Source organism: Variovorax sp. Varisp36 (genome assembly GCF_047304235.1).
Classification (GTDB): Bacteria; Pseudomonadota; Gammaproteobacteria; order Burkholderiales; family Burkholderiaceae_C; genus Variovorax.
In genome coordinates this window covers 20,103-44,319 of record NZ_JBGLYU010000026.1, presented here as the reverse complement: position 1 = coordinate 44,319, position 24,217 = coordinate 20,103, and the positions used below count along the sequence as shown (strand labels likewise).

General features: G+C 66.6%; 25 protein-coding genes. 17 read left to right on the top strand and 8 right to left on the bottom strand.

Going from position 1 to position 24,217, the window contains the following annotated elements; translation table 11 throughout:
- Positions 1–2: 2 nt before the first annotated feature.
- The 7 genes from ACCD11_RS16685 (at position 3) to ntrC (ending at position 7,558) form a co-directional block, all read left to right on the top strand.
- The gene (locus ACCD11_RS16685; RefSeq protein WP_413314734.1) at positions 3–977 is read left to right on the top strand and encodes a sterol desaturase family protein; all 975 of its coding nucleotides are present in this window, start codon (positions 3–5) and stop codon (positions 975–977) included.
- A gap of 50 nt (positions 978–1,027) precedes the next feature.
- Positions 1,028–1,918: an EI24 domain-containing protein gene (locus ACCD11_RS16680; protein ID WP_007829399.1), complete on the top strand. Its 891-nt coding sequence runs from the start codon at positions 1,028–1,030 to the stop codon at positions 1,916–1,918.
- Complete coding sequence (locus ACCD11_RS16675) at positions 1,915–2,715, top strand: competence/damage-inducible protein A (protein ID WP_413314733.1); 801 nt, start codon at positions 1,915–1,917, stop codon at positions 2,713–2,715. Before ACCD11_RS16680 ends, ACCD11_RS16675 begins: the two co-directional genes overlap by 4 nt.
- A gap of 146 nt (positions 2,716–2,861) precedes the next feature.
- Positions 2,862–4,277, top strand: a complete 1,416-nt coding sequence (gene glnA / locus ACCD11_RS16670; protein ID WP_007829403.1) for a type I glutamate--ammonia ligase — start codon at positions 2,862–2,864, stop codon at positions 4,275–4,277.
- 135 nt (positions 4,278–4,412) lie between these two features.
- Positions 4,413–4,919 carry a hypothetical protein gene (locus tag ACCD11_RS16665; protein ID WP_007829405.1) on the top strand — a complete coding sequence of 169 codons (507 nt, stop codon included), beginning with the start codon at positions 4,413–4,415 and terminating at the stop codon, positions 4,917–4,919.
- Between the two features lie 4 nt (positions 4,920–4,923).
- Positions 4,924–6,003, top strand: a complete 1,080-nt coding sequence (gene glnL, locus ACCD11_RS16660; RefSeq protein WP_056510423.1) for a nitrogen regulation protein NR(II) — start codon at positions 4,924–4,926, stop codon at positions 6,001–6,003.
- 22 nt (positions 6,004–6,025) lie between these two features.
- The gene (gene ntrC / locus ACCD11_RS16655) at positions 6,026–7,558 is read left to right on the top strand and encodes a nitrogen regulation protein NR(I) (protein ID WP_413314732.1); all 1,533 of its coding nucleotides are present in this window, start codon (positions 6,026–6,028) and stop codon (positions 7,556–7,558) included.
- A 102-nt stretch (positions 7,559–7,660) separates the two neighbouring features.
- Here ntrC and ACCD11_RS16650 read toward each other — a convergent pair whose 3' ends face one another.
- Entirely contained in the window at positions 7,661–8,188 is a 528-nt protein-coding gene (locus ACCD11_RS16650) for a hypothetical protein (protein ID WP_413314731.1), read from the bottom strand.
- A gap of 3 nt (positions 8,189–8,191) precedes the next feature.
- Positions 8,192–8,977 carry an exodeoxyribonuclease III gene (gene xth, locus ACCD11_RS16645; protein WP_413314730.1) on the bottom strand — a complete coding sequence of 262 codons (786 nt, stop codon included), beginning with the start codon at positions 8,975–8,977 and terminating at the stop codon, positions 8,192–8,194.
- Between the two features lie 417 nt (positions 8,978–9,394).
- Here xth and ACCD11_RS16640 point away from each other — a divergent pair, with 417 nt between their 5' ends.
- Genes ACCD11_RS16640 through ACCD11_RS16615 form a run of 6 tightly spaced genes read left to right on the top strand, consistent with a single transcriptional unit; the run spans position 9,395 to position 15,704 of the window.
- Entirely contained in the window at positions 9,395–10,708 is a 1,314-nt protein-coding gene (locus tag ACCD11_RS16640; protein WP_086012090.1) for an MFS transporter, read from the top strand.
- Positions 10,709–10,740: 32 nt separating this feature from the next.
- Entirely contained in the window at positions 10,741–11,934 is a 1,194-nt protein-coding gene (locus ACCD11_RS16635; RefSeq protein ID WP_413314729.1) for a serine hydrolase domain-containing protein, read from the top strand.
- 5 nt (positions 11,935–11,939) lie between these two features.
- The gene (locus ACCD11_RS16630) at positions 11,940–12,668 is read left to right on the top strand and encodes an aspartate/glutamate racemase family protein (RefSeq protein WP_413314728.1); all 729 of its coding nucleotides are present in this window, start codon (positions 11,940–11,942) and stop codon (positions 12,666–12,668) included.
- A 48-nt stretch (positions 12,669–12,716) separates the two neighbouring features.
- Positions 12,717–14,144, top strand: coding sequence for a dihydropyrimidinase (gene hydA / locus ACCD11_RS16625; RefSeq protein ID WP_413314727.1), 1,428 nt, complete (start codon positions 12,717–12,719; stop codon positions 14,142–14,144).
- A 23-nt stretch (positions 14,145–14,167) separates the two neighbouring features.
- The gene (locus ACCD11_RS16620; RefSeq protein ID WP_413314726.1) at positions 14,168–14,929 is read left to right on the top strand and encodes an aspartate/glutamate racemase family protein; all 762 of its coding nucleotides are present in this window, start codon (positions 14,168–14,170) and stop codon (positions 14,927–14,929) included.
- 58 nt (positions 14,930–14,987) lie between these two features.
- Entirely contained in the window at positions 14,988–15,704 is a 717-nt protein-coding gene (locus ACCD11_RS16615; protein WP_413314724.1) for a GntR family transcriptional regulator, read from the top strand.
- Positions 15,705–15,785: 81 nt separating this feature from the next.
- Here the strand turns inward: ACCD11_RS16615 and ACCD11_RS16610 are convergent, their stop codons facing one another.
- From ACCD11_RS16610 to ACCD11_RS16600, 3 genes are all read right to left on the bottom strand, one after another.
- Complete coding sequence (locus ACCD11_RS16610; protein WP_007829428.1) at positions 15,786–16,025, bottom strand: hypothetical protein; 240 nt, start codon at positions 16,023–16,025, stop codon at positions 15,786–15,788.
- A gap of 203 nt (positions 16,026–16,228) precedes the next feature.
- Entirely contained in the window at positions 16,229–16,753 is a 525-nt protein-coding gene (locus tag ACCD11_RS16605; protein ID WP_193386530.1) for a dihydrofolate reductase, read from the bottom strand.
- A gap of 5 nt (positions 16,754–16,758) precedes the next feature.
- Positions 16,759–17,601, bottom strand: a complete 843-nt coding sequence (locus ACCD11_RS16600) for a thymidylate synthase (protein WP_413314723.1) — start codon at positions 17,599–17,601, stop codon at positions 16,759–16,761.
- A gap of 70 nt (positions 17,602–17,671) precedes the next feature.
- On the opposite strand from ACCD11_RS16600, the gene nthA reads away from it, so the two are divergent.
- The 4 genes from nthA to ACCD11_RS16580 all read left to right on the top strand — a co-directional run bounded on the left by nthA (position 17,672) and on the right by ACCD11_RS16580 (position 20,788).
- A complete protein-coding gene (nthA, locus tag ACCD11_RS16595) occupies positions 17,672–18,343 on the top strand; it encodes a nitrile hydratase subunit alpha (RefSeq protein ID WP_413314722.1) in 672 nt (223 codons plus the stop codon).
- On the top strand, positions 18,340–19,005 hold the full coding sequence (gene nthB, locus ACCD11_RS16590; RefSeq protein ID WP_413314720.1) for a nitrile hydratase subunit beta: 666 nt from the start codon (positions 18,340–18,342) through the stop codon (positions 19,003–19,005). Before nthA ends, nthB begins: the two co-directional genes overlap by 4 nt.
- A complete protein-coding gene (locus ACCD11_RS16585) occupies positions 19,002–19,370 on the top strand; it encodes a nitrile hydratase accessory protein (protein ID WP_007829434.1) in 369 nt (122 codons plus the stop codon). Before nthB ends, ACCD11_RS16585 begins: the two co-directional genes overlap by 4 nt.
- Positions 19,371–19,567: 197 nt before the next feature.
- On the top strand, positions 19,568–20,788 hold the full coding sequence (locus tag ACCD11_RS16580) for a glutamate carboxypeptidase (RefSeq protein WP_413314719.1): 1,221 nt from the start codon (positions 19,568–19,570) through the stop codon (positions 20,786–20,788).
- Positions 20,789–20,795: 7 nt separating this feature from the next.
- Here the strand turns inward: ACCD11_RS16580 and ACCD11_RS16575 are convergent, their stop codons facing one another.
- The 3 genes from ACCD11_RS16575 to ACCD11_RS16565 form a co-directional block, all read right to left on the bottom strand.
- Positions 20,796–21,500 carry a glutathione S-transferase N-terminal domain-containing protein gene (locus tag ACCD11_RS16575; RefSeq protein WP_413314717.1) on the bottom strand — a complete coding sequence of 235 codons (705 nt, stop codon included), beginning with the start codon at positions 21,498–21,500 and terminating at the stop codon, positions 20,796–20,798.
- Between the two features lie 82 nt (positions 21,501–21,582).
- On the bottom strand, positions 21,583–22,419 hold the full coding sequence (locus tag ACCD11_RS16570; protein ID WP_413314716.1) for a phosphate/phosphite/phosphonate ABC transporter substrate-binding protein: 837 nt from the start codon (positions 22,417–22,419) through the stop codon (positions 21,583–21,585).
- 143 nt (positions 22,420–22,562) lie between these two features.
- Positions 22,563–24,173, bottom strand: a complete 1,611-nt coding sequence (locus tag ACCD11_RS16565) for a class I adenylate-forming enzyme family protein (RefSeq protein ID WP_413314715.1) — start codon at positions 24,171–24,173, stop codon at positions 22,563–22,565.
- Positions 24,174–24,217 lie beyond the last annotated feature (44 nt).

The window sequence follows — 24,217 nt, the reverse complement described above, 5'->3', positions numbered from 1 at the left end:
CCATGATCGATTGGCTGACAGACGCCTTTTCCGCCCTGCAGGGCTGGTTCTTCGAGACCGCCGTGCAGCCGCTGGTCTATGCCGTCGGCCTCGGCGGCTGGACCGAGGACGCCTTCGATGCCACCGGCTGGCTGCTGGTCGGCCTCATCCAGATCCTGGTGCTGATCGCGGTCATCGGGCCGCTGCAGCGCTGGCGCTCGGTGGAGCCGGTGGTCGATCGCCATGCGGTCCGCATCGACGTGCTCTACACGCTGATCCACCGCCTCGGCCTGTTCCGGCTGGCGCTGTTCTTCACGCTGCAGCCCTTCTTCGACGACGCACTGGGCAGCTTGCGCACGGCGGGGTGGGGCACCTTTCATCTCGACGAGGTGTGGCCCGGCGTGACCGACGTGCCGGTGGTGGCCTTCGCCATCTACCTCGTGGTGCTCGACTTCGTCGGCTACTGGATCCATCGCGGCCAGCACCAGTTCAACTGGTGGTGGGGCCTGCATTCGCTGCACCACTCGCAGCGCCAGATGACCATGTGGAGCGACGACCGCAACCACCTGCTCGACGACATCGTCCATGACACGCTGATCGTCATCGTGGCGCAGCTGATCGGCGTGGCGCCGGGGCAGTTCATCGCCTTCGTCGCCTTCACGCAGCTCAGCGAAAGCCTGCAGCACGCCAACCTGCGGCTGAGCTTCGGCGCCATCGGCGAGCGGCTGTGGATCAGCCCGCGCTTCCACCGGCTGCACCACAGCATCGGACTGGGGCACGAGTCGAACGGCAAGAGCACGCTGGGCGGCCACAACTTCGGCGTGCTGCTGCCGTGGTGGGACATGCTGTTTCGCACCGCGAACTTCGAGGACCGCTACGACCCGACCGGCATCCGCGACCAGGTCGAGCCGGACGCGACTGGGCGCGTGCGCGACTACGGCCGTGGCTTCTGGGCCCAGCAGTGGCTCGGCCTGAAGCGGATGGCCGGTCGCGGCTGAGGGGCTCCGGGCCCTGAAAGGCGCGTCCGACGCGTTATCCTCGCTGCCTCATGCGCCTGCTCCTCGACTCCTTCTGGCGCGCGGTCGCCTATTGCATGCTGCCGCGCGTGATCGTGCTGTCGCTGCTGCCTTTGGGCCTGATGGTGGTGCTGGCCGCGGGGCTCGGTTACTTCTACTGGGACGACGCGGTCGTATGGACGCGCGGCGCGCTCGACGCCTGGCCGCTGCTGTCGAGCTTCTGGGCCTGGATCGGCCGTCTTTTCTCCGGTGACGTCACTTCCGCACTGGCGTCCCTGGTCGTGGTGTTTGCCGCCACCCCGGTGATCGTGGTGCTCTGCCTGCTGATCGTGGCCGGCTTCATGGCGCCCGCGCTGACCAAGCTGGTGGCCGAGCGGCGCTTTCCCTCGCTCGAACAGAAAAAGGGCGCTTCGTTCTTCGGCAGCGTCGCGCGTTCGCTGGGCGTCACCATCCTGGCGCTGATCGCCCTCGTGGTGTCGATGCCGCTGTGGCTCATTCCGCCGCTGGTGCTGATCCTGCCGCCACTGATCTGGGGCTGGCTCACCTACCGCGTGATGAGCTTCGATGCGCTGGCCGAGCATGCCAGCCCCGAGGAGCGCACCGCGCTGCTGCGCGCGCATCGGCTGCCGCTGCTGTGCATCGGCGTGCTTTGCGGCTACCTGGGCGCCGCGCCCAGCATCGTCTGGGCATCAGGCCTGCTGTTCGCCGCCGCCTTCTTCGTGCTGGTGCCGATCGCCATCTGGATCTACACACTGGTCTTCGCCTTCTCGGCGCTCTGGTTCGCGCACTACTGCCTCGACGCGCTGGCGCAGCTGCGCGCCCAGCGCGCCGTGGCCGAAGCGTCGACCGCCGCCGGCACCACGTCGGCCCTCGAAGCCGAGGGAGCCAGCAAGGCCGCACTCTCTCAATGGGGTTCACCATGACACGCGCATTCGGTCTCATCGTCGTCGGCGACGAGATCCTTTCCGGCAAGCGGGCCGACAAGCACATGGCCAAGGTCATCGAGCTGCTCGCCGCGCGCGGCCTGCAGCTCGGCTGGGCGGAGTACGTGGGCGACGAGCCCACGCGCATCACCGCCGCGCTCATGCGTGCCTTTGCCTCGGGCGACATCGTTTTCTCGACCGGCGGCATCGGCGCCACGCCCGACGACCATACCCGCCAGTGCGCTGCGCAGGCGCTGCGCGTGCCGCTCGCGCTGCACCCCGAAGCCGAGATGCTGATCCGCGAACGCATGCGGGACACGGCGGACGAACAGGGCCTGCCCTATGAGCCCGACCGTCCTGACAACATCCACCGCCTCAACATGGGCGTGTTCCCGCAGGGCGCGACCATCATCCGCAACCCGTACAACAAGATTCCGGGTTTCAGCATCGACCACGTGCATTTCGTGCCGGGCTTTCCGGTCATGGCCTGGCCCATGATCGAGTCCGTGCTCGACAGTCGCTACGCCGACCTGTTCACCCGCAATGCCGTCGCCGAGAAATCGGTGATCGTTTTCGGTGCCATGGAAGCCACGCTGACCCCGCTCATGCAGGCCATCGAGGCCGCGCACGCCGGCATCAAGGTGTTCAGCCTGCCCAGTGTCGACCACCCTGAATATGGCCGGCACATCGAGCTGGGCGTCAAAGGCGACCCCGGCCGGCTCGATGCCGCCTATATCCAGCTGATCGAAGGGTTGCACACCTTTGATGCCAAGCTTGGCCCAGAATTGGTGCGCTGATGTCGATTGCACCAATTTGGTGAATTTCCGCCTCTATTTGGGGTTTGCAGCGCTCGCCAAAGCGTCGTCCGGTGAGGCGACAATGGCACAGAAACTGCATCCCTCGTCCCTGTATTCCTAACCACCATCCAACTCAGGAGAAACTGATGGCAAAGACCGTCGCCGATGTACTCAAGCTCGTCAAGGAAAACGAGGTCAAGTTCGTCGACTTCCGCTTCACCGACACCCGTGGCAAAGAGCAGCACGTCACCGTGCCGGTCTCGGCTTTCGATGAAGACAAATTCACCTCGGGCCACGCGTTCGACGGTTCGTCCATCGCCGGCTGGAAGGGCATCGAAGCTTCGGACATGCAGCTCATGCCCGACCCGAACACCGCCAACATCGACCCCTTCTTCGAAGAAACGACGCTGATCCTGACCTGCGACGTGATCGACCCCGCCGACGGCAAGGCCTACGAGCGCGATCCGCGTTCGCTCGCCAAGCGCGCCGAAGCCTACATGAAGGCCTCCGGCCTGGGCGACACCGCCTTCTTCGGTCCGGAACCCGAGTTCTTCGTGTTCGACGGCGTCCGCTGGAAGAACGACATGTCGGGCTGCTTCGTGAAGATCGACTCCGAAGAAGCCTCGTGGAACACCGACAAGGAATACGAGCACGGCAACACCGGCCACCGTCCCGCAGTCAAGGGCGGCTACTTCCCGGTTCCCCCGGTCGACAGCTTCCAGGACATGCGCTCGGAAATGTGCCTGGTGCTCGAATCGCTCGGCATCCCGGTCGAAGTGCATCACCATGAAGTGGCCAACGCCGGCCAGATGGAACTGGGCACCAAGTTCAGCACGCTGGTCCAGCGCGCCGACTGGGTCCAGCTGCAGAAGTACGTGATCCACAACGTGGCCCACGCCTACGGCAAGACCGCCACCTTCATGCCCAAGCCCATCGTCGGTGACAACGGCTCCGGCATGCACGTGCACCAGTCGGTCTGGAAGGACGGCAAGAACCTGTTCGCCGGCGACGGCTACGCAGGTCTCTCGGACTTCGCCCTGCACTACATCGGCGGCATCATCAAGCACGCCCGCGCCCTGAACGCCATCACGAACCCCGGCACCAACAGCTACAAGCGCCTGGTGCCCGGCTTCGAAGCCCCGGTGAAGCTGGCTTACTCGGCCAAGAACCGCTCGGCCTCGATCCGCATTCCGTTCGTGGCCAACCCGAAGGGCCGCCGCGTCGAAGCGCGCTTCCCCGATCCGCTGATGAACCCGTACCTCGGCTTCGCTGCGCTGCTGATGGCGGGCCTCGACGGCGTCGAAAACAAGATCCATCCGGGCGAAGCCGCCAGCAAGGACCTGTACCACCTGCCGCCGGAAGAAGACGCGCTGATCCCGACCGTCTGCCACAGCCTCGACCAGGCCCTGGAATACCTGGACAAGGACCGTGCGTTCCTGACCAAGGGCGGCGTGTTCACCGATGCATACATCGATGCGTACATCGAGCTGAAGATGCAGGAAGTCACGCGCTTCCGCATGGCGACCCACCCGGTCGAGTTCGACATGTACTACTCGCTGTAAAGGCGAGCCCCTGACGGGGATTCAAGACAAAAGGACGGCCTCGGCCGTCCTTTTTCATTGGCCTGGAACATTTGGTCACGGTTGGCATCGAATTGCACGAAAATGCACCTTTGTCGCCGCCCTCCACCGATACACATGAAGACTGCTTCTCTCATTTTTCTGGCCGGTTCATTGATCGCGCTACCGGCGCTCGCGCAGGAGCGCGTCTGGCGTTGCGGCAACGAGTACACCAACAACGCCACCATCGCCCAGCAGAAGGGCTGCAAGGTCATGGAAGGCGGCAACGTCACGGTCGTGCAAGGCACGAAAACTTCTGGCGGCTCCGCGTCGTCCGGTGGCTCCTCCGCGGCACGCGCACCGGCGGGCAGCCCGCGTGTCGAAGGTGTCGACCAGCGCGCGCGCGACGGCGAGGCGCGCTCGGTGCTCGAAGCTGAACTCAAGAAGGCGGAGGCACGCCAGGCCGAGCTGCAGAAGGAATACAACAACGGCGAGCCTGAAAAGCAGGGCAGCGAAGGCCGCAACTACCAGAAGTACCTGGACCGCGTCGCCGAAATGAAGGCCGAGCTGGCGCGCAACGAAAGCGACATCGCCGGCATCCGCCGCGAGATCGGCCGCCTGCCGAACAAGCAGCAGCCGCAATAGCCATATGGTGTTCGGGAAGAAGGCGAGCGGCGCCAATCCGCGCTTCCAGTCCTTCGACCTGCTGTCCACGCTGATCGCGGTGGTCAACAGCAACGGCTCGGTGCTGTTTGCCAATGCAGGCCTCGAAGACGCACTGGGCACATCGCGGCGCACCCTCGAAGGGTCGCAGTTCGGTGCGTGCTTTCACGAGCCGCAGGTGCTGCGCACGGCGATCGACGGCGCGAGCAGCAACGACTTCGCCACCCTGCGCTACGAAGCCTTCCTGCGCCGCGTCAACCACGAGCTCATGCCGGTGCAGGTCACGCTCGCGCATGGCGACAAGAAGGGCGAACTCATCATCGAGATGTCGCCGCTCGAGCATCAGGTGCGGCAGGACCGCGAAGAGCGCCTCATCGACCAGGCGCAAGCCAACAAGGAACTCATCCGCAACCTCGCGCACGAGATCAAGAACCCGCTCGGCGGCATCCGCGGCGCGGCACAGCTGCTGCAGATGGAGGTCGAATCGCGCGACCTCATCGAATACACCCAGGTCATCATCCACGAGGCTGACCGGCTGCAGACGCTGGTCGACCGGCTATTGGCACCGCACCGCCGTCCGCACGTGGTGGGTGACGTCAACATCCACGAGGTGTGCGAGCGCGTGCGCTCGGTCATCCTTGCGGAGTTTCCGCGCGACCTGCACATCGAGCGCGATTTCGACGTGTCGATTCCCGAGTTCCGCGGCGACCGCGAGCAGCTCATCCAGGCCACGCTCAACATCACGCACAACGCTGCGCAGGCGCTGGCCGAGCGCCGCGCGGCCGGCGATGCGCAGATCACTTTCAAGACGCGCATCGCCCGCCAGGTGATCTTCAACAAGCAGTGGTATCGACTGGCACTGGAATTGCATGTCATCGACAATGGACCGGGTGTGCCGGACACGATCAAGGACCGCATCTTCTATCCGCTGGTATCGGGCAGGGAAGGCGGGACGGGGCTGGGATTGACGCTCGCACAGACTTTTGTGCAACAGCATCACGGCGTGATCGAGTGCGACAGCGTCCCGGGCCGAACCGATTTCAAGATATTGATACCGCTGCCCTAGCAGCCCGGCAACAAGGAGATGCATGAAGCCGATCTGGATAGTTGATGACGACCAATCGATTCGCTTCGTGCTCGAGAAGGCTCTGCTGCGCGAAGACTTGCCCACGCGCAGTTTCACGAACACGCGCGAGGTGCTCGCAGCACTCGAACAGGCCGCCGACGACGATCAGCAAGGTCCCCAGGTCCTGGTGAGCGACATCCGCATGCCCGGCGGCTCCGGGCTCGACCTGCTCGACAAGATCAAGGCCAAACATCCCGGCCTGCCCGTCATCATCATGACGGCCTTTTCAGACCTCGACAGCGCCGTCTCGGCCTTCCAGGGCGGCGCCTTCGAATACCTGCCCAAGCCCTTCGACCTGCCGCGCGCGGTCGAGCTCATCCGCCGCGCCGTCGACGAAAGCCAGCGCGAGGAAGTCGCCGAAGAACGCATGGTCGCCGCGCCCGAGATGCTCGGCCAGGCGCCCGCCATGCAGGACGTTTTCCGCGCGATCGGCCGGCTCTCGCAGAGCAACGTCACGGTGCTCATCACCGGCGAATCGGGCTCGGGCAAGGAACTGGTGGCGCGTGCGCTGCACAAGCACTCGCCGCGCGCCAACGGCCCCTTCGTGGCCATCAACACCGCGGCCATCCCGAAGGACCTGCTCGAGAGCGAACTCTTCGGCCATGAGCGCGGTGCCTTCACCGGCGCGCAGACCATGCGCCGCGGCCGCTTCGAGCAGGCCGAGGGCGGCACGCTGTTCCTCGACGAAATCGGCGACATGCCCTTCGACCTGCAGACGCGCCTGCTGCGCGTGCTGAGCGATGGCCATTTCTACCGCGTGGGCGGTCACAACTCGGTGAAGGCCAACGTGCGCGTGATCGCCGCGACCCACCAGGACCTGGAGCAGCGCGTCAAGCTCGGCGGCTTTCGCGAAGACCTGTTCCACCGCCTCAACGTGATCCGCTTGCGCCTGCCGGCATTGCGCGAACGCGGCGAAGACGTGCCCGCGCTCACGCGCCACTTCCTGCAGGTGAGCGCGCGCCAGCTCGGCGTCGAGCCCAAGCGCATTTCCGACGCGGCGCTGGCCAGGCTCGCGGCCTTCAGCTTTCCGGGCAATGTGCGCCAGCTCGAGAACATCTGCCACTGGCTGACCGTGATGGCACCGGCCCAGCTGATCGAAGCGAAGGACCTGCCGCCCGAGGTGATGGCCGTCGGTGCAGGCGCCGAGGCCCACGTGCCCGAAGCCGTGGCTGCCGCGCCGGCTGCGATGGCCCAGCCCGTCGCATCGCCGCCGATTGCGGCCAGCGGTGAGTCAGCGCCCGTGCCCGCCGTATCCGAATCCACCGAAGCGCATGCAGGCGTGAGCAGTTGGGAAAGTGGCCTGGAGGTCGAGGCGCAGGCGCTGCTGGCGGCGGGCCGCACCGACGTCTGGGACGTGCTCACGCGCCGCTTCGAGTCGAGGCTGATCCTCACGGCCCTGGCCAACACGCGAGGCCGCCGCATCGAGGCCGCGCAGAAGCTCGGCATCGGGCGCAACACCATCACCCGAAAGATCCAGGAACTCGGGATCGAATGAGAAGGCCCTTCGGGGCTTTTTTACGACGCGACCCCAGCAGGGATGCCGCGGAACCGGCTTTGCCGGGCCGCCGGTATCGCCCCCTGCAGGGGGTGTGCCAAGCTACCTGCTGCGCTGGCCGAGCGTCAGCGAATCGATCTGGAATTTCCCGCTCTTGTCCCAGAGCCAGGTGTCAACGTACGTGTGACCGCCCAGCTTGCCCGGATTGGGCAGCGGCGACGTGGCCTTGATCAGTTCGGCAATCATCGGCGGCACTTCGGGCGCATGGCTCGGCGTGCGGCTGAACGTGACGTTCACTACCTTCCCGGTGGCGTCGATCTCGGTCTCGACCACCACCACCGCATACACCAGCGGCGGTATCTTGCCCTTGTAGATGCGGCTTGCGTACTTGTTGTAGATGTGGCGCGCGCCGATCTTGCGGTACGTTCGCACGGCCGGCGTTTGTGCAGTGATCAGCCGCACGGTGGGCACGTTGCGGTCGTCCGCCACGGCTTCGCCGGCGGGGGCGGTCGCGGTGGCGCCCGTACCGCCTTCGGCCTTGTCAGTGGGCTTCAGCAGGGAGCAGGCGGACAGCGCGAGTGCGGTGGCCGCCAATGCGATGCGGCCTGCGATGCGGGTGGGCGCGGCCATCGGTCAGGCCCCCTGGTCCAGATCGAGCACCACCGGCGCATGGTCGCTCGGCTTTTCCCATTTGCGCGGCACGCGGTCAATGACGCAGCCCTTCACGCGCGGCACCAGCGGCTGGCTCACCAGGACGTGGTCGATGCGCAGCCCGCGGTTCTTCTGGTAGCCCAGCATGCGGTAGTCCCACCACGAATAGCTTTTCTCGGGCTGCTCGAACATGCGAAAGCTGTCTGTCAGGCCCAGGTCGAGCAGCGCCTTGAAATGGTTGCGCTCCTCGGTCGTGTGGTGGATCGTTTCCTTCAGGCCCACCGGGTCGAAGCTGTCGCGGTCTTCCGGCGTGATGTTGAAGTCGCCCAGCAGCACGAGGTTCGGGTTCGACACCATTTCCTGGCGCAGCCAGTCTCGCAGCGCGTCGAGCCACTTCAGCTTGTATTCGAACTTGTCGGTGCCCGGCGCCTGGCCGTTCACGAAGTAGCCGTTGACCACACGCAGCGGACCCGACGGCGTTTCAATGGTGGCCGCGATCACGCGCGACTGGTCGTCGGTGAAGCCACCGATGTTCTTCACCACGTCGCGCATTGGTGCAAGGCTGAGGACCGCCACGCCGTTGTAGGTCTTCTGGCCAAACACCGCCGCTTCGTAGCCGGCCGACTTGAGCACGTCGAGCGGGAACTTGTCGTCGGTCATCTTGAGCTCCTGCAGGCACAGCACGTCGACCGGATTGGCGATGAGCCAGTCGAGCACGTGCTGCAGGCGTGCGGTGAGGGAGTTGACGTTCCAGGTGGCGATTTTCATAAATTATTGTAAGTCATTGATTTCAAATGAAAATTTATCATTTTCAGAGCGTCTTTGGCAGCCTGCACCCCTTGGTGTGCCCGTTCGGCGTTTCGCTTTGCCTCGGTTGGCGTGCATGCAACTGATCAGCTTAGCAAAAGCACTCGAACTTCCATTGCTTCTCGGGTAAGCGGGCGCAACAGCAGCGGCACCGCAGGGCGACGCCGCCGCTAGGTGCTTACCACTATCGTCAACAATATTGTCAACAATAATGTTGACGTTAATTTCAACAAAGCCTAGATTACGCCCGACAGCCTCGGTGGTGCACTGGCCCGGACCAGCCCGACCCGCGACTGCAAAGTTCGCCAGCGTGCCGGGTCCTTTTCCTGCAGGCTGGCATCCGTGCCACTGCAAGGAGACAAACCGATGCAAAACACCATGACGGACGGCGCCAAGGCGACCGCCGCAGCCCCCGACGCCGCCCACCAGCCCACCAAGGTGCGCTGGAAGATCTTCCTGATGATGTTGTTCCTGATCTCGATCAACTACATCGACCGGGCCTCGCTTTCGGTGGCCATGCCGCTGATCGCCAAGGAATTCGACATCGGCCCGGCCGTGCAGGGCCTGCTGCTCAGTTCGTTCTTCTGGACCTATGCGCTGATGCAGATCCCGGGCGGCATGCTGGCCGACCGCTTCGGCCCGCGCGTCGTCATCGCTGGCGCGACCGTGGGCTGGGGCGCCTTCCAGGCCATCGCTGCCCTCTGCACGGGCTGGGTTCCCTTGCTGTTGACGCGGCTGGGCCTGGGCGCGGCGGAGGCGCCGATCTACCCCGCGGGCGGCAAGCTCAACGGCATCTGGATGACCCAGACCGAACGTGGGCGCGGCGCCACCTTGCTCGACGGCGGTGCCCCCCTGGGTGCCGCGTTGGGCGCGATCCTGATCTCGGCATTGATCGCCGTGCTCGGGTCCTGGCGCCTGGCGTTCGTCATCGCCGGCGTCGGCACCGTGGTGGCAGGCTACTTCGCCTGGAGCTACATCCGCAACCATCCACGCCAGCATCCCGGTGTGAACGAGGCCGAAGCGCGCTACATCGAGGCCAGCCACGCCGCCGACGCCGCCAAGGAATCGGCCGACGCGAGCGGCCGGGTGCTCGACTTCTTCCGCTACCGCTCGGTGTGGGGCATGTTCTTCGGCTGGATGTGCTTCAACGCGCTGTTCTACGGCCTGCTCACGTGGATGCCCAACTACCTGTCGAAGGTGCACGGCTTCGACATCAAGCAGATGGGCGGCGCGGTGTTCATCATGTTCTTCTCGGGCTTCGTCGGCGAGATGTTCGGCGGCTGGCTGGCCGACAAGTGGCAGGCGGCCGGTGCCTCGCAGAGCAAGGTGCTGCGCACGCTGTTCGGCATCTCGTCGATCATCGCCACCATCGCCATCTTCATGGTGACCCAGATCAAGGACCCGGTCGCCGTGGTCGTGCTGCTGTCGGTGACGCTGTTCTTCCTGCGCTGGTGCGGCCTGTTCTGGTGCGTGCCGTCGATCCTCGGCACGCGTGCCCGGGTCGGCTTCCTCGGCGGCACCATGAACCTCGGCGGCAATGTCGCGGGCATCGGCGTGCCGATCGTGGTGGGCCTGATCGTGCAGGCGACCGGCTCGTACTTCATGGCGCTGATGCTGTTCACGGCGGCCGGTGCCGGCCTGTTCGTCTGCTCGACGATGCTGATCGACTACAGCAAGAAGCTGCCGGTCTGAAGCACGCAACCGAACCGGAAGGAAACGCTCCCATGTTTGTTTCTCATCTTCGTCTCGCGGCGGGTGCGGTTGCCCTGCACCTTGCCTTCGCCGGCGCGGCCCTGGCCCAGCCGGCGGTCGATGCCGAGCCCGGGATTGCCGTTGCGGTGCCCGAGGCCGTGGGCGTCGACTCCCAGCCGCTGGTGCGGCTGTCGGAGTGGATCCGCAAGGAAAACCTCGACGTGCGCAGCTTCCTCGTGGTCAAGGACGGCAAGCTGGTCTTCGAGCGCTACAGCCAGGGGCTTACGCGCGACCACAACTACGAGCTGTACTCGATCACCAAGAACGTCACGGCGCTGGCGGCCGGCGTGCTGATCGACGAGGGCCGCTCACGCCTCGACGAGAAGATCGCGCCCATTCTGGCCAAGGCGCGTCCCGACCTGAAGGACGCGCTCGCAGACAAGCAGGCCATCGAACTGCGGCACGTGATGTCGATGTCGACCGGCCTGTTCTACGACTTCAAGCCGACCGACGACCCGATCTACTACGGCGCGCCGGACCGCCTGAAGCTCGCGGCCGGCACCACGCCCCGGCGCCCGCCCGGCGAGGCCTTCGACTACACCGACGTCAACCCCATCCTCGCGAGCGCCACGCTGGGCGCCGATGCCGGCATGCCGCTGCAGGCCTTCGCCGAGCAGAAGATCTTCAAGCCGATGGGCATGGTGCACTACGCCTGGGAGCGCGCGGACGACAAGGGGCTCGTGTCCTCCGGCTGGGGTCTGCGGCTGCGCGCCGTCGACATGGCCAAGCTCGGCATGCTGGTGCTGTCGGGCGGCCGCTGGAACGACCGGCAGATCACGTCGCAGGCCTGGATGCGGACCATGACCGCGCCGTCGTCCGCGCCCTGGTACGGGCAGTACTGGTGGATCAACGACATCGTCGCCACCGAGCCAGAGGTGCATGCCATGGGCTTCAAGGGCCAGTTCATCGTGGCGCTGCCGCAGCGCAATGCGGTGGTCGTCATGACGAGCATGCTGCCCATCGAGGGCGGCCTGCGCGAGTCGAAGAACGTGCTGGCGATCCGCCGCATGGTCAACGACTTCGTGCTGCCCGCGCTCGACAACGCCTCGCATGCGAGCCCGACGCCCGCGCGCCGCAAGGCCCTGGCGCGCGAACTCGACCTGGCCGCGCACCACCAGGGCAAGCCCGGCGCACCGGCCGACCCGACCGATACCCCCCGGCTCTGACGACCATGACGCAACGAAAGCTCATCGGCGTGCTGACGCCTTCCTCGAACACCGCGCTCGAACCGCTGACCAGCGCGATGGTCGCGGGCGTGCCTGGCGTCTCCGCGCATTTCTCGCGCTTCACCGTCACCGAGATCTCGATGCGCGACGCCTCGCTGAACCAGTTCGACGACAGCAAGATCCTCGACGCCGCGCGGCTGCTGGCCGACGCGCGTGTGGACACGATCTGCTGGAGCGGCACCTCGGCCAGCTGGCTCGGCTTCGAGAAAGACCAGGCGCTGTGCGCGCGCATCACCGAGGCGACCGGTATCCCGGCCACCACCTCGGTGCTGGCGCTCAACGAACTGCTGGCCGCGCAGGGCGCGCGCACGCTGGGCCTGGTATCGCCGTATGTCGAGGACGTGCAGCAGCGCATCGTCGCCAACTACGCGGGCATCGGCATCGACTGCGTGGCCGAGCGCCACCTGGACCTGACGGTGAACTTCGCGTTCAGCGAGGTCGAGCCCGACACGCTGCGCCGCATGCTGCGCGAGGTGGCACAACAGCGCCCCGACGCGATCACCATCATGTGCACAAACCTCAGCGGCGCGCAGCTGGTCGAAGAAATGGAGCGCGAGCTAGGCATCCCGATCTACGACTCGGTGGCCACCGTGGTCTGGCACGCGCTGAAGACGGTCGGCGTCGATCCGAGCGCCGTGAAGGGCTGGGGCCGGCTGTTCGACGCGAAGGCCTGAACGGCCACCACCGACCATCAGACACAGACATAAAAGCAAAGAAAGACCATGACCTTCCGCGACCTCGATCTCGTGGTGCGCAACGCCCGCGTTGCCACCGCCAGCGACACCTTCGATTCGGACATCGGCATCCGCGACGGCCGCATCGTGCAGCTCGGCCTCGGCCTGCCGCCGGGGCGGCAGGAGATCGATGCCGCCGGCCGCTACGTGACGCCGGGCGGCGTCGACGCCCATTGCCACCTCGACCAGCCGATGGAGCCGCCGGTGCGCATGGCCGACGACTTCGACACCGGCACCCGCGCGGCGGCCTGCGGCGGCACGACCACCGTGATCCCGTTCGCGGCGCAGCACAAGGGCCAGTCGCTGCGCGCCGCCGTGCAGGACTACCACCAACGCGCCGAAGGCCGCGCCCACGTGGACCACGCCTTTCACCTGATCGTGAGCGACCCGACCGAGGAAGTACTCAAGCATGAGCTGCCGCAGCTCATCGCCGAGGGCTACACCTCCTTCAAGATCTACATGACCTACGACGATCTGAAGCTGGACGACGGCCAGATCCTCGACGTGCTGGCGGTGGCCAGGGAGCAGGGCGCGATGGCCATGATCCATGCCGAGAATGCCGACTGCATCGAGTGGCTGACCAAGCGGCTCGAAGCCAGCGGACGCACTGCGCCGCGCTTTCATGCGCATGCGCGGCCGATGCTGGTCGAGCGCGAGGCGACGCACCGCGCGATCGCGCTGTCGGAACTGGTCGACGTGCCGATCATGATCGTGCACGTGTCCGGGCGCGAAGCCGTCGAGCAGATCCGCTGGGCGCGCGCACATGGCCTGAGCGTGTTCGCCGAGACCTGCCCGCAGTACCTGTTCCTGACCGCCGAAGACTTGGGGCTAGACGACAGCTACCAGGGCGCGCGCTGCGTCTGCAGTCCGCCGCCGCGCAACCGCGAGAACCAGCAGGTGATCTGGAACGGGCTGTCGGACGGGCTGTTCACGATCTTCTCTTCGGACCATGCGCCGTTCCGCTACGACGCACCCGAGGGCAAGAAGCCCGGCGGCGAAGAGGTGGCGTTTCGCCACATTCCGAACGGCATTCCCGGCATCGAGACGCGGCTGCCGCTCTTGTTCTCGCACGGCGTGCTCGATGGGCGCATCACCATCAACAAGTTCGTCGAGCTGACGTCCACCAACCCCGCCAAGGCCTACGGGCTGCACCCGCGCAAGGGCACGATCGCCGTCGGCGCCGATGCCGACCTCGTGGTCTGGGGCACCACGCCGCGCGCCATCCGCAACGCTGATCTGCACCACGACGTCGACTACACGCCCTACGAGGGCATCGAGGTGAAAGCCTGGCCGGCGCTGACGCTGGCGCGCGGCGAGGTCGTGTGGGACGGCGAACGCTTCCATCCGCGCGCCGGACGCGGAGAATTCCTGCGCCGGGGCGAGCCCACCTTGCTGCCGAGCCGCCGACCGGCCTGAGCCAATCGCCTGGAGACATTGCCATGAACCTGCTGCTGATCAACCCCAACACCTCGCAAAGCGTCTCGGACCTGATCGCGGCCGAAGCCCGGCGTGCGGCCGCGCGCGACACGCGCATCGAGGTGCTGACCGCACCCTTCGGTGTCGCCTACATCGAGACCCGCTTTGAATCGCTGATCGGCGCCTATGCCGCCGCTACGCTCGCGGCGGAGCACCACGCGCGGCACGACGCCATCGTGGTCGCGGCCTTCGGTGACCCCGGCATCGACGGCCTGCGCGAGGCGCTCGACATCCCCGTGGTCGGCCTGACCGAGGCCGCGCTGATGAGCGCGTGCCTGCTGGGCAAGCGCTTCTCGATCGTCGCGATCTCGCGGCGCATCACGGCGTGGTACCGCGAGTGCGTGCAGGCCAACGGCCTGATCGACCGGCTGGCGAGCATCCGCAGTCTCGACGGTCCGCTCAAGGACATCGGGCACGTGCAGGACGACCACGGCCAGCGACTGGAGGCGTTGTGCATGTCGGCCATCGAGGACGACGGCGCGGATGTGATCATCATCGCCGGCGCGCCGCTGGCGGGCCTGGCTCGTTCGATCAAGGACCGCATTCCGGTGCCGGTGGTCGATGGTGTGTCGAGCGCCGTGTGCCATGCCCAGACGCTCGTGTCGCTGGCGCCTGCGCCGGCGCGCCGGGGCAGTTTCGCGCCGCCGCCGATCAAGCCGAACCAGGGGCTGCCAGACGCCTTGGCGCGGCTGCTGGCGCGCGATGCCGGACGCAGCACGGGCTGAGGTTGCGGGTCCCGTAGCGCTCTGCAGCGTAGGGGGCCCGCCGATAGAATCGGCGCCGATGTCCACCAAAGCCCCAGCCCGCAAGACCAGCGCGAACGGCGCGGCCAACGCCCGCGAACACAGTGTCGAGGAGATCGCCGAGAAGATCTCGGCAGCCATCCTCGAGCACCGTCTCGCGCCCGGCACGAAGCTGGGGGAAGACCGGCTGGCCACGATCTTCGCGACCAGCCGCGCCAAGGTGCGCGAAGTGCTGGCCCGGCTGGCTCACGAGCAGATCGTCGAGCTGGTGCCGCAACGCGGCGCCTTCGTCGCCAAGCCCACCATCGAGCAGGCGCAGGACGTGTTCGAGGCGCGCCGCCTCATCGAACCCGGCGTGCTGCGCCGCCTCATCCGTACGCTCGACGACACCAAGAAGCAGCGCCTGCAGCGCCACATCGAACTCGAGGCCGACGCGCGACGCCGCGACGACAAGCGCGCCATCGTCCGCCTGTCGGGTGAGTTCCATGTGCTGCTGGCCGAACTGGCCGGCAACTCGGCTCTGGCGCGATCGATGCGCGAGCTGTCGGTGCTGACCTGCCTGATCATCTCGCTGTACGACGCCCCCACGGCCACCAGTTGCCGCGCCGACGAGCACGAGGAAATCGTCGCTGCCGTGAACCGCGGCGATGCCCAGCGCGCCGAGAAGCTGATGCTGCATCACCTGGACCACATCGAGCAGAGCCTGAAGCTGGACGACAGCGCCGAAGAGGTCGACCTCGAAAGCGTGTTCAGCTGAAGCAGGAACGGTGCAGGCGAGCCGTGCGCCCCGGAATTGGCACGCTCAATGACATCGTTCATGCGCCGCAGGCGCGGCTTCCTACAGTTCGATGAATGCCGACGTGGCTTTGTTGAGCGCCAGCTTGCCCTTGGCGGTGATCGATTCGACCTGGGCCAGCTGGCGTATCGCGCGCGCATCGGGCGCGCGGTCCGAGGGCGGAATGAAGGCCGTCACCAACTCTGCCGCACGCAGCACGCGCAGCCTGTCGATGTCTGCCGGCGTGTGAATGACGTATGGCAATTTCTGCTCGGCGATGACCCGAAGAAATTCCATGGACATGAACCGTCTCCTTGGGTTGAGGGCGGGAGCGACATTTTGCGCACAAACAATGGCGTTGTCTAAACCCTGAGCCGCGCATGCCTTTACACGCGTGTACCGAAGTGTTCCTTTCGCGCTGAAAGGAGCGACGAAGGTGCCAGTTTGTTTCTGGTAACCGGGCGACTATTTTTGTTGAGCGTCAGGGCCGGCCAAACTGTCGCCGCTCATCCGTTCGGGGATGCGATGCGCTCGTAGGTCACGAAGCTGAAGCCCAGGCCTTCCTTGGCCGAGACATGCGATTCGCGCTGCGTCTCGCGCCACACGGCTGCGTCGAGATCCGGAGCATAGGCATCGCCTTCGTAGTTGCGCGCAACCTCGGTCACGACCGCGCGCTGCGCGAGCGGCTCGGCTTCGGCGTAGATCTGCGCGCCGCCGATGACCCATACGGCGTCGGCCTTCGATGACGATTCGCAAAGCGACAGTGCCTCCTGCAGGCTGCCCGCGCGCAGCGCGCCGTCGGCCTGCCAGCCGGGCTGCCGTGTCACCACGATGTTCTGCCGGCCCGGCAGTGGCCGGAAGCGTGGCGGCAGCGAGTCCCAGGTCTTGCGGCCCATGATCACCGGCGCGCCCACGGTCTGCTGCTTGAAGTGCGCCATGTCCTCCGGGATGTGCCAGGGGATCGTGTTGTTCGCGCCGATCACGCCGTTGGCGGCGCGCGCGAAGATGAGGTTGACGCGGGGCTTGCTCATTCCGTTCACACCGCCACGGGCGCCTTGATCGGATCGCCGTGCCGGTAGTCCAGCACCTCGAAGTCTTCGTACTGGTATTCGAAGATCGACGCCGGCTTGCGCTTGATGTTCAGCGTGGGGTAGGGGTAGGGCGTGCGGCTGAGCTGCAGCGCGACCTGCTCGGCGTGGTTGCTGTAGATGTGGCAGTCGCCGCCGGTCCAGATGAAGTCGCCCACGTCGAGGTCGCACTGCTGCGCCACCATGTGCGTGAGCAGCGCGTAGCTCGCGATGTTGAAGGGCACGCCCAGGAAGATGTCGGCGCTGCGCTGGTAGAGCTGGCAGCTGAGCTTGCCCCGTTCGCCTTCGGCCTGCGGCGGCGCCACGTAGAACTGGAAGAAGGCATGGCAGGGCATCAGCGCCATCTTCGACAGCTCGGCCACGTTCCATGCGCTCACGATGATGCGGCGCGAATCGGGGTTGGTCTTCAGCGTCTTGATGACGTCGGCGATCTGGTCGATGTGGCCGCCGTCGGGCGCGGGCCAGCTGCGCCATTGCACGCCGTATACCGGGCCCAGGTCACCGTCCTCGCGCGCCCATTCGTCCCAGATGGTGACGCCGCGTTCCTTGAGCCAGTTGTTGTTGCTCGACCCGGTCAGGAACCACAGCAGCTCCTGGATGATGGACTTCAGGTGCACCTTCTTCGTGGTGACCAGCGGGAAGCCCTCGTTCAGGTCGAAGCGCATCTGGTGGCCGAACACGCTCTTGGTGCCCGTGCCCGTGCGGTCGCTCTTGAAGACGCCATGCGTGTCGACGTGGCGCATGAAGTCTTCGTACTGGGAGCGGACGGGGCGGGCGGGCGTGGAGGTCATGGGCGAAAGGCTTCCGGGGGATCTGGCGGGAGGCTTCGAATTTTAAGTGCCCGGGCGTAGCATCGCCGGAATGAGCGCAGACCACCCCCACGACGACAGCGGCCACGGTCACCACCACGGCCACGATCATGACCACGAACACAGCGAACTCGGCGAGATGGACCTGCGCGTGCGTGCGCTCGAAAGCGTGCTCGCGCAGAAGGGCTACATCGACCCGGGCGCGCTCGACGTGCTGATCGACACCTACCAGACCCGCATCGGCCCGCGCAACGGCGCAAGGGTGGTGGCGCGGGCCTGGGTCGATCCGGCCTTCCGGCAGTGGCTGCTGGCCGACGCCACGGCAGCCATCGCCTCGCTGGGCTACACGGGGCGGCAGGGCGAGCACATGGTGGCAGTGGAGAACACCGGCGATACGCACCACATGGTGGTGTGCACCCTGTGCAGTTGCTATCCGTGGCCGGTGCTGGGCCTGCCGCCCACCTGGTACAAGAGCGCGCCGTACCGCTCGCGCGCGGTGAAGGACCCGCGCGGCGTGCTCGCCGATTTTGGCGTGACCCTGCCCGAGACCACGCGCATCCGCGTGTGGGATTCGACCGCCGAGGTGCGCTACCTCGTCATCCCGCAGCGGCCCACCGGCACCGAAGGCCTGAGCGAAGAAGAGCTCGCCGCATTGGTTTCACGCGATTCGATGATCGGCACGCGGCTGGCCGGTGCACCAGTTGAAGCCGGGAGCGACGCATGAGCTACGCGACGAAGGCCGACCTCGGCGGACAGCCCGGCTTCGGCAAGGTGGTGCCCGAAGCCGAGGGCGAACTCTTCCATGCCGATTGGGAGCCGCGCGTGCTGGCGCTCGTGCTGGCCATGGGCGCGACGGGCTCGTGGAACATCGATGCGAGCCGCTCCGTGCGCGAGACGCTGCCCGACTATGGCGAGCTGAGCTACTACCAGATCTGGCTTCGCGCGCTGGAGCAGCTGATGCTGCAGCGCGGGCAGCTCTTTCCCGACGAGATCGCCAGCGGCGAGGTGAGCCATGCTGCCGCGCCCGTGGCCCGCGTGCTGCGCGCGGCCGATGTGCAGTCGGTGCTCGCCAAAGGCTCGCCCGCCGAGCGGCCGGCGCCTGCACCGGCCCGCTTTGCCCTGGGGCAGAAGGTGCGTATGCACCTCGGCAAGGTCGACCATCACACGCGGCTGCCGGCCTATGTGCAGGGCAAGCGCGGCACCATCGTTCACGTACATGGCGCGCATGTGTTCGCAGACACCAACGCGCAGGGGCTCGGCGAGCAGCCGCAGTGGCTCTACACGGTGGAGTTCGACGAAGCCGAACTGTGGGGCGACGATGCGCCGCGCCAGAACCTCTCGGTGTCGGTGGATGCGTGGGAGAGCTATCTGGAGGCCGCGGCATGAGCGGCGAGCGCATGCCGCTGTCGCCCGGCATGCCGCGCGATGCGGACGGGCCGGTGTTCAGCGCGCCATGGGAGGCCCAGGCCTTCGCGATGACGCTTGCGCTGCACGAGCGCGGCCTCTTCACATGGCCCGAATGGGCCGAGGCGCTGGCGGCGCAGATCTCCGAGGCTCAGGCCGCGGGCGACCCCGACACCGGCCAGACCTACTACCTGCACTGGCTGGCCGCGCTCGAGAAGCTCGTGGCCGCCAAGGGCGCCAGCTCGGGCGACGAACTGGCCCGCTACCGGCATGCCTGGGAGCACGCGGCCGGCCGCACGCCGCATGGGCAGCCGATCGAGCTGCGCGGGGAAGACTTTCCGGGTTGAACTTTTCCGGCTGAAGTGTCTGTAGAGTGCGTGCGGCAGCGCCCGCATCGTGAGCCTGATCCGTTCGCGAGTCGGGTGATAGCCTGCCGCGCTTTCCTCGACATTCCTTCAACAGAACGGACAACATGACGACTCACTCGCGCCATCCCGCTTCGGCTTCTTCGGCCATGAAATCCCGGACTCCCGCTCGCCGCCACATGCTCGCCATCGCCCAGTGCACCGCGCTCGCGTGCGCCCTGCTGGCTGGCAACGCCATGGCCCAGAAGCCGCACCAGGGCGTGCTCGACGCCGCCACGCAAAGCAAGGACGAGGCGCTGAAGATGCTGGAGCGCATGGTCAACATCGACTCCGGCTCGGCCGACACGGCGGGCCTGGACAAGGTCCGCGAGATGGCGGTGGAAGAGCTGCGCAAGCTCGGCGCGCGCATCGAGACCTTTCCGGCCGATCCGCATCCCGGCACCAACGTGGTGGCCACGCTGACAGGGCAGGGCAAGAAGAAGATCCTGATCCTCGCGCACATGGACACCGTCTTCAAGGAAGGCACGGCCGCGGCCAAGCCCTTCTACATCAAGGACGGCCGCGCCTACGGCCCCGGCGTGATGGACGACAAGGGCGGCGTGATCGCCGGGCTCTATGCGCTGAAGATCCTCAAGCAGGTCGGCTTCCTGGACTACGGGCAGATCACCTTCCTGCTCGACACCAACGAGGAGGTCGGCTCCGTCGGCACCAGCGCGCTGATCGAGCGCATCGCCAAGCAGCACGACGTGGCGTTGAACCTGGAGCCGGGCCGACCGGCCGATGGCCTCGTGGTCGAGCGCAAGGGCTCGGCCACCGCGCTCGTCGAGGTGAAGGGGCTGGCCGCTCACGCGGGCGTGGCGCCCGAGGCCGGCCGCAATGCGGCGATGGAAGTGGCGCACCAGGTGCTGCAGCTGTCGAAGACGGCCGATGCCGCGAAGAAGACCACGGTCAACTTCACGGTGCTCACGGCCAATGGACCGACCAACGTGATTCCGGCGACCGCGAGCGCCAAGGGCGACGTGCGCGCGGCCACGCCCGAGGAGCTCGACCGCGTCGAGAAAGACCTGGTCCGCATCTCGCAGAACAAGCTGATCCCCGAGACCGAGGTGCGCGTGCGACTGATCCGCGGCCTGCCGCCGATGCCGCGTTCGCCCGCGTCCGACAAGCTGGTGCGCATGGCCGAAGGCATCTACGGCGAGATCGGCAAGAAGCTCACCATCGAGAGCAGCGGCGGCGCGGCCGATGCGAGCCTGGTGGCAGGCGTCGGCGTGCCGGTGCTCGATGGCTTCGGCATCGTGGGTGGCGGCATCCACACGCCGGAGGAATATGCGGAGGTAGAGAGCGTGGTGCCGCGCCTCTACCTGCTGTCGCGCATGCTGATGGACCTGAGCGCGAACTGAGAGGCGCTCAGCCGCGCTTCGGAATGCCCAGCCCCGCCACCACGGCGGGGCGCGCCACGAAGGCTTCGAGCGCGCGCGCCACGTTCGGAAAATCCTTGAAGCCCACGAGGTCCGCTGCCTCGTAGAAGCCGATCAGGTTGCGCACCCACGGGAAGGTGGCGATGTCGGCGATGGTGTAGCTGTCGCCCACGATCCACGCGCGGTCCGACAGGCGCTTGTCGAGCACGCCGAGCAGGCGCTTCGATTCGGCCACGTAGCGGTCGCGCGGGCGCTTGTCTTCATAGTCCTTGCCGGCGAACTTGTTGAAGAAGCCGAGCTGGCCGAACATCGGGCCGATGCCGCCCATCTGGAACATCACCCACTGCAGGGTTTCGTAGCGGCCGGCGGCGTCCTGCGGAATGAACTTGCCGGTCTTCTCGGCGAGGTACATGAGGATGGCGCCCGATTCGAACAGCGCCAGCGGCTTGCCGCCCGGGCCATTGGGGTCGAGGATGGCCGGGATCTTGTTGTTTGGGTTGAGCGACAGGAACGCCGGCGACGTCTGGTCGTGGGTCTCGAAGCTCACGAGGTGCGGCTCGTACGGCAGGCCGGTCTCCTCCAGCATGATCGACACCTTCACGCCGTTGGGCGTGGGCAGCGAGTACAGCTGCAGCCGGTCAGGATGCTGCGCGGGCCATTTTTTCGTGATGGGAAAGCTCGAGAGATCGGTCATGGAGGGAGTCCTTGGGAGGGAGACGGCAAGCGCCGGATTCTGCCCGGGCCGGGCAGGCGGCGTGCGCGTACGGCCTTGCCTCTCAGATCCCCAGCCAGCTCATCAGCGAGGACTCGACGTCGGACGAAGGCGTGACGAAGCCGACATAGGTGGACGCAGCGAGCGCGCGCTTGCCGGCGTCGGTCTGCGCCAGGCTCAGCAGCGCATCGCGCGCCGCGTTCACCGTGGCCGCATCGAGCTTGCGCGACGCGAGCCACTGCTTGATCGGCACTGCGCGCGATTCCGCGCAGACCTTGCCGCCGCCGTCTTTCCAGGTCTTGATCACGCCGGAGGCTGCCGTTGCACCGTAGGCTGCAAAGCCGTTCTGCACGTAGAAGGGCACGGCCTCCTGGAAGCGCGTGTTGGTGACCTTGACCGCAGTGCCCTGCAGTCCCTGCTCGCGCAGCATCGCGCGCGTGATCACCGCGGTGATCGAGTCGGCGTCGGGCATGACCAGCTGCTTGCCGGCCACGCTCTTCCAGTCGGAGATCGGCTGCTGTTCCTTGCACAGGAAGGACACCTTGTAGTCGGTGTAGCCGGTGGTCCAGGCGAATGCGCTGTACTGCCCGCCCTTGATGGCGCCGAGCGCCACGTGCGACGGGTGCACGAAGGCGAAGTCGACCTGCTGCTGCTTCAGCGCGTCGCGCGCACCGTTGTACGAATTGAGGATCTTGATCGTCACCGGCTGCTTGAGCGCCTTCGACAGCACCTCGGCGATGGGCTCGAAGCGGGCGGTGACCTGCGCGTCGGACACGTTGTAGCTCACGCCTTCGCTGACACCGATCACAAAGGCGTGTGACGAAGCGCAGGCTGCGAGAAGCAGCGCGGCCGTACCGCGGGCGATGGTGCGAGGTGAATGGAGGGCGGCGCGGTGTTTCATGGGGACTTTTTCCGGAGGGTGGTGTTGTAACTAAATTATTACATTCATCCACTCGAAGGAACAAGCCCGGACCGCAGGGTTAGCACTGATGAAACAACACTCCGGCGGCCCGCGGGCCGACGGGGCGAGGCGCCATCGCCGGGTCAGCCCCGCTGATAGAGGGCCTGGTGTGCCTTGCGCAGCTCGAACTTCTGGATCTTGCCGGTGGAAGTCATTGGCAGCGCAGGCAGGAAGATGATTTCCTTCGGCACCTCGAAGCTGCCGAGGTGCTCCTTGCAGTGCGCCGCCAGGGCGGCCTCGGTGAAGTCCGTTGGCGCATCGGGCCGGCGCGTGACGAAGGCGGTGATGGCTTCGCCCCAGCGTTCGTGCGGCAGGCCCACCACCGCCGCATTGAGCACGGCGGGGTGCCGCAGCAGCACTTCCTCGACCTTGATCGACGGCACGTTCTCGCCGCCCGACTTCACCATGTCCTTCAGCCGGTCGAGGAAGACCAGCTGCCCGTCGGCGTCGAACTTGCCCAGGTCGCCCGAGTGGTGCCAGCCGAAGCGCTGCGCGTTCGCCGTCGCCTCCGGGTCCCTGTAGTAGCCCAGCATCACGTTGGGTCCGCGAAAGACGATCTCGCCGACCTGCTCCGGCCCGAGCAGGTCGCCCTCATCGCCCATCACGGCGACCTCGTTCACCAGCGTGCCCACGCCCCAATACGAGCCGAAGCGCTTGCGCTGCTCCTGCACCTCGAAGATGGTGGCGCCGGGATACATCTCGGTCTGGCCCGAGACGAGTGCGAAGTTGGGGCAGAACCCGTCGAGCAGGCGCAGCAGCTGCGTGCGCGACATCGGCGCCATCGCGTAGACGCACAGCCGCAGGCTCGACAAGTCGCGCGCGGCGCGCTGCGGGTGCGCGAGGAGCGCACCGTACATCATCGGCAGGCCGACCATCACCGCGATCCGGTGGCGCTCAATGGCGGCGAGCACCGCGCCGGGGTCGAAGCCGCGCAGCACGACGAGCGCGCCGCCCACCGCCAGCGCCGACATCAGCACCGTGTGCTGGCCGCAATGGAACAGCGGCAGCACGCAGCTCCACACGTCGGCGCGCTCGGGGCTGCTGCCCCATTCGATCATGTTGCTCAGCAGCACCGAGTGCACGGACGCATGCGAATGCATCACGCCCTTCTGGCGCCCAGTGGTGCCGCTGGTGTACATGATGAGCGCAAGCTGTGTGCTGCCGATGGGCACTTCGGGCAGCGTGTGAGGTCCCTGCGCGATGGCCTGCGGCACGGTCGGCAGGCCGGCGGGCGGCGCATCGCCATCGAGCACGCACAGCATCGGCGCGATGCCTTGCGCTGCCAGCAATTCGCGCAGCTCGGGCTTCGCATGCAGCGCGGTGTCGATCACCAGGTGGCGCACGCCGGCATGCGCGAGGATGTAGCCGATGGCGTCCACCGCCAGCGCGGTATTGATCGGCACCCACACCAGCCCGGCCTTCTGGATGCCCAGCATGGCGACCACCATCTGGATCGAGTTGTTGCACAGCATGCCCACGCGCTCGCCGCTCGAGAGGCCGAGGCCCAGCAGGTGATGCGCGAAGCGGTTCGACGCGGCGTCGAGTTCACCGTAGGACATGCGGTGTTCGCCCTCGATCAGCGCGGTGCGCGTGCCGAAGCGGCGCGCGCTGCGGTGGATCACGTCGCCCAGCGCGATGCGCGAGATGCGCGGATGGAACTGCGGCGGCGCGAGGCCGGTGGCGGCTGCAGGCATGCTCTGTGTCTCCGTTCTTCGGTGATGGGCGCAGCCTAAGGCTG

Coding starts and splice junctions, on each gene's coding strand:
- ACCD11_RS16620 (WP_413314726.1), top strand. CDS start 14,168: ATGAACCTGCTGCTGATCAACCCCAACACCTCGCAAAGCGTCTCGGAC.
- ACCD11_RS16585 (WP_007829434.1), top strand. CDS start 19,002: ATGAGCGGCGAGCGCATGCCGCTGTCGCCCGGCATGCCGCGCGATGCG.
- hydA (WP_413314727.1), top strand. CDS start 12,717: ATGACCTTCCGCGACCTCGATCTCGTGGTGCGCAACGCCCGCGTTGCC.
- ACCD11_RS16575 (WP_413314717.1), bottom strand. CDS start 21,500: ATGACCGATCTCTCGAGCTTTCCCATCACGAAAAAATGGCCCGCGCAG.
- ACCD11_RS16605 (WP_193386530.1), bottom strand. CDS start 16,753: ATGAGCAAGCCCCGCGTCAACCTCATCTTCGCGCGCGCCGCCAACGGC.
- ACCD11_RS16685 (WP_413314734.1), top strand. CDS start 3: ATGATCGATTGGCTGACAGACGCCTTTTCCGCCCTGCAGGGCTGGTTC.
- ACCD11_RS16665 (WP_007829405.1), top strand. CDS start 4,413: ATGAAGACTGCTTCTCTCATTTTTCTGGCCGGTTCATTGATCGCGCTA.
- ACCD11_RS16635 (WP_413314729.1), top strand. CDS start 10,741: ATGTTTGTTTCTCATCTTCGTCTCGCGGCGGGTGCGGTTGCCCTGCAC.
- ACCD11_RS16680 (WP_007829399.1), top strand. CDS start 1,028: ATGCGCCTGCTCCTCGACTCCTTCTGGCGCGCGGTCGCCTATTGCATG.
- ACCD11_RS16580 (WP_413314719.1), top strand. CDS start 19,568: ATGCTCGCCATCGCCCAGTGCACCGCGCTCGCGTGCGCCCTGCTGGCT.
- glnA (WP_007829403.1), top strand. CDS start 2,862: ATGGCAAAGACCGTCGCCGATGTACTCAAGCTCGTCAAGGAAAACGAG.
- ntrC (WP_413314732.1), top strand. CDS start 6,026: ATGAAGCCGATCTGGATAGTTGATGACGACCAATCGATTCGCTTCGTG.
- ACCD11_RS16650 (WP_413314731.1), bottom strand. CDS start 8,188: ATGGCCGCGCCCACCCGCATCGCAGGCCGCATCGCATTGGCGGCCACC.
- ACCD11_RS16630 (WP_413314728.1), top strand. CDS start 11,940: ATGACGCAACGAAAGCTCATCGGCGTGCTGACGCCTTCCTCGAACACC.
- ACCD11_RS16675 (WP_413314733.1), top strand. CDS start 1,915: ATGACACGCGCATTCGGTCTCATCGTCGTCGGCGACGAGATCCTTTCC.
- ACCD11_RS16600 (WP_413314723.1), bottom strand. CDS start 17,601: ATGACCTCCACGCCCGCCCGCCCCGTCCGCTCCCAGTACGAAGACTTC.
- ACCD11_RS16565 (WP_413314715.1), bottom strand. CDS start 24,173: ATGCCTGCAGCCGCCACCGGCCTCGCGCCGCCGCAGTTCCATCCGCGC.
- nthB (WP_413314720.1), top strand. CDS start 18,340: ATGAGCTACGCGACGAAGGCCGACCTCGGCGGACAGCCCGGCTTCGGC.
- ACCD11_RS16570 (WP_413314716.1), bottom strand. CDS start 22,419: ATGAAACACCGCGCCGCCCTCCATTCACCTCGCACCATCGCCCGCGGT.
- ACCD11_RS16640 (WP_086012090.1), top strand. CDS start 9,395: ATGACGGACGGCGCCAAGGCGACCGCCGCAGCCCCCGACGCCGCCCAC.
- ACCD11_RS16610 (WP_007829428.1), bottom strand. CDS start 16,025: ATGTCCATGGAATTTCTTCGGGTCATCGCCGAGCAGAAATTGCCATAC.
- nthA (WP_413314722.1), top strand. CDS start 17,672: ATGAGCGCAGACCACCCCCACGACGACAGCGGCCACGGTCACCACCAC.
- xth (WP_413314730.1), bottom strand. CDS start 8,977: ATGAAAATCGCCACCTGGAACGTCAACTCCCTCACCGCACGCCTGCAG.
- ACCD11_RS16615 (WP_413314724.1), top strand. CDS start 14,988: ATGTCCACCAAAGCCCCAGCCCGCAAGACCAGCGCGAACGGCGCGGCC.
- glnL (WP_056510423.1), top strand. CDS start 4,924: ATGGTGTTCGGGAAGAAGGCGAGCGGCGCCAATCCGCGCTTCCAGTCC.